This is a genomic window from Bacillus sp. AP50, from assembly GCF_040492675.1.
Taxonomy (GTDB): domain Bacteria; phylum Bacillota; class Bacilli; order Bacillales; family Bacillaceae_G; genus Bacillus_A; species Bacillus_A cereus.
In genome coordinates this window covers 1-2368 of the sequence record NZ_JBEUTW010000573.1, presented here as the reverse complement: position 1 = coordinate 2368, position 2368 = coordinate 1, and the positions used below count along the sequence as shown (strand labels likewise).

The following is a 2368-nucleotide window of genomic DNA, read 5'->3' as shown; positions in this document are numbered from 1 at the left end:
GAATCTGCTTATTTATTAAATTTCTTGAATCCACATACCATAGTTAGGAAGAGCTAATTTTAATTTATTAAATGTTTCATCAACCCATGATTTAGTATTAAAATCTCCTACGATAATTCGATAATTATCATTTCCTAAATTCTCCTCCCACAAACCATAACCAGGTAGAATTTCTTTTACTCTATTCATTGTGGAATCCTTCCACTCAGACGTATTAAAGTCACCAAGGTGGATACGATAAAACGTTTTGTTTTCCTCTTCTCCCAAGAACCATTTAAGAGATTTGTCACCATTCAAACGGTTAACATCACAATTCCCAATTCCAGACACATACCCACCTGTTGTATTGTCTGCATATTGCCATAAATCACAACTATATTTCGGCTTATTGCCGTAGCGTGGAACCCATAAAAAATCAGCTTTTACATTACTTAACCCATATTTTTCATACATATGGTGGCTTACATATAAACCAACTTTCCACCCTGCCGCTTTACATGTATCAATAAATGCTTGAGATGCTGCAGCTAATTTACTTGGTCCACAACTTGCGAGTGTATCATCTTCTACATCTAACACTAAGAATCTAGCATTTGGACTAACTCGTGCCATAAAATCTTTCGCTTCCACAATTGCATCATTAACACTCACATAACACCCGTAAGCATATGCTGCATGCGGGATCCCATATGCTTCTAATTTTTGCACATGCTGATTATACAATTTATCACGTTTCAATGAACCATATTGCACACGACAAATAGCAAGATCTAGATTTTTCGCCGCCACAGCCCAATTAATATTATCATTCCATTTTGAAATATCAACAATATATCCCATACTTTAATCCCATCCTTTTTTAACGTAAAATATCAAATTTTTTCAAAAATCCATTCGCATAATTTGCCCCTCTACTTGCCAATAATCCTGCAGATATAATGGATATATATTTTCCATATCCATTCAAGTCAAAGAAGTTTAAATTAAAAGCAAATGCTAAAGAAATACCTACCAAAATAGATAACAGATACGTGAAACGATCTTGAATGGTTCTATTAGGTATCATGTTTTTTAGAATCTCTGTAAGAGATTCTGTTAGAATTGCTAAAATCACTAACAATGCTCCATTCTCTAGCATTGACTGTAAAAGGTCATTCATTTTCTATTCCTCCAATTTAAAATAGTGCATACCAAGTTTGCATACCAACTACACCATCAATAGATAAGAAACTAGAATTACGCTGATACTCTTTAACCTTTTCTTCTGTTTCCTTACCAAATATGCCATCAACACTCACTTTTAACGTTCTTTGAATCGCCTCTATATTCCGTCCCCTATCGCCTTGTTTTATAGGCTTCCCTGGATATGGTCGAACAGGAGGAATTCTCATATACTCTTTTAGTTCTAAGTTGATGTAATTCTTGCCTAATTGAGGTGAACCTGGCTCGATTAAAATACTTTGTCCTTCATACAATGCATGGATGTCCAGTTCTGGATTTAATTTTTTTAAACAATCTGCTTTTATACCAAATTGTGTGGTTAAAGACTGAAGCGTATCAGTTGCACGTATTGTATATAACTTTCCATTTTTGACCGATACCTGTTTAGCTATCATATTGGTTTCCTTTGTACAACTTTCAAACTCGTCTACTACATCCATAATGAATTGATTAAAGCTTTTACCTACAAATTCTAGTCCTTTAGTGGGATCACTTCTCAGCTTAGAATCTAGTACATCATGCCCTATAATATCTCGGCGAGGATTTAGTCCAAACTTATAACAAATATAAGCATGCAGCCAAATATAGCGCTTATACGAATCTACCTTATCAATTTTTTCACCGTAGCATAATTCCACTCCGATGGCAGAATTATTAGCACATGTATCATATAATGCATTACTAGTATTAACATCATAAATTACATGAAAGGCATATTCTGGTTCATGTGTCACAGCAGGTATACACTCAATAATTTGTTTATCATCTACGAGAAAATGTACCGCAGTATTTGATTGATTCTGTGTACGTTGATAATAATCTACACTTTCTCTTGCTGTTAAGTTTGGATGCTCTATACCATGTGCCACAATAAATTGAACATAAATACGATTACCAGGACGCTTGGTTGATCCTTCATCCAGATAATCCGTTTCAATTTCAAATTTTTTCTTAAATCCCACATCAAGACCTCCTCATGCCTGAATAAAACGAAGAACATTAATCTCGTATTGCAATACTTGATTTGCATTATTATAAGGAGAATATTTAATGGTTTAACATTTACTAAGAATAATAAATATATTTAAAATAAAAACATATAGAGGTAGTCCTTGTTTTTAAAATAACTAATTATTCTGAATGCACC

At 33.7% G+C, this 2368-nt stretch carries 3 protein-coding genes; all 3 read right to left on the bottom strand.

Going from position 1 to position 2368, the window contains the following annotated elements; translation table 11 throughout:
• Positions 1–15: 15 nt before the first annotated feature.
• The 3 genes from ABWK52_RS26780 to ABWK52_RS26770 are packed head-to-tail and all read right to left on the bottom strand — an operon-like array spanning position 16 to position 2183.
• The gene (locus ABWK52_RS26780; protein WP_053514173.1) at positions 16–840 is read right to left on the bottom strand and encodes a GH25 family lysozyme; all 825 of its coding nucleotides are present in this window, start codon (positions 838–840) and stop codon (positions 16–18) included.
• A 19-nt stretch (positions 841–859) separates the two neighbouring features.
• Positions 860–1159: a hypothetical protein gene (locus ABWK52_RS26775; protein WP_000998964.1), complete on the bottom strand. Its 300-nt coding sequence runs from the start codon at positions 1157–1159 to the stop codon at positions 860–862.
• Positions 1160–1175: 16 nt separating this feature from the next.
• On the bottom strand, positions 1176–2183 hold the full coding sequence (locus ABWK52_RS26770) for an N-acetylmuramoyl-L-alanine amidase (protein ID WP_097999166.1): 1008 nt from the start codon (positions 2181–2183) through the stop codon (positions 1176–1178).
• Positions 2184–2368: the final 185 nt, after the last annotated feature.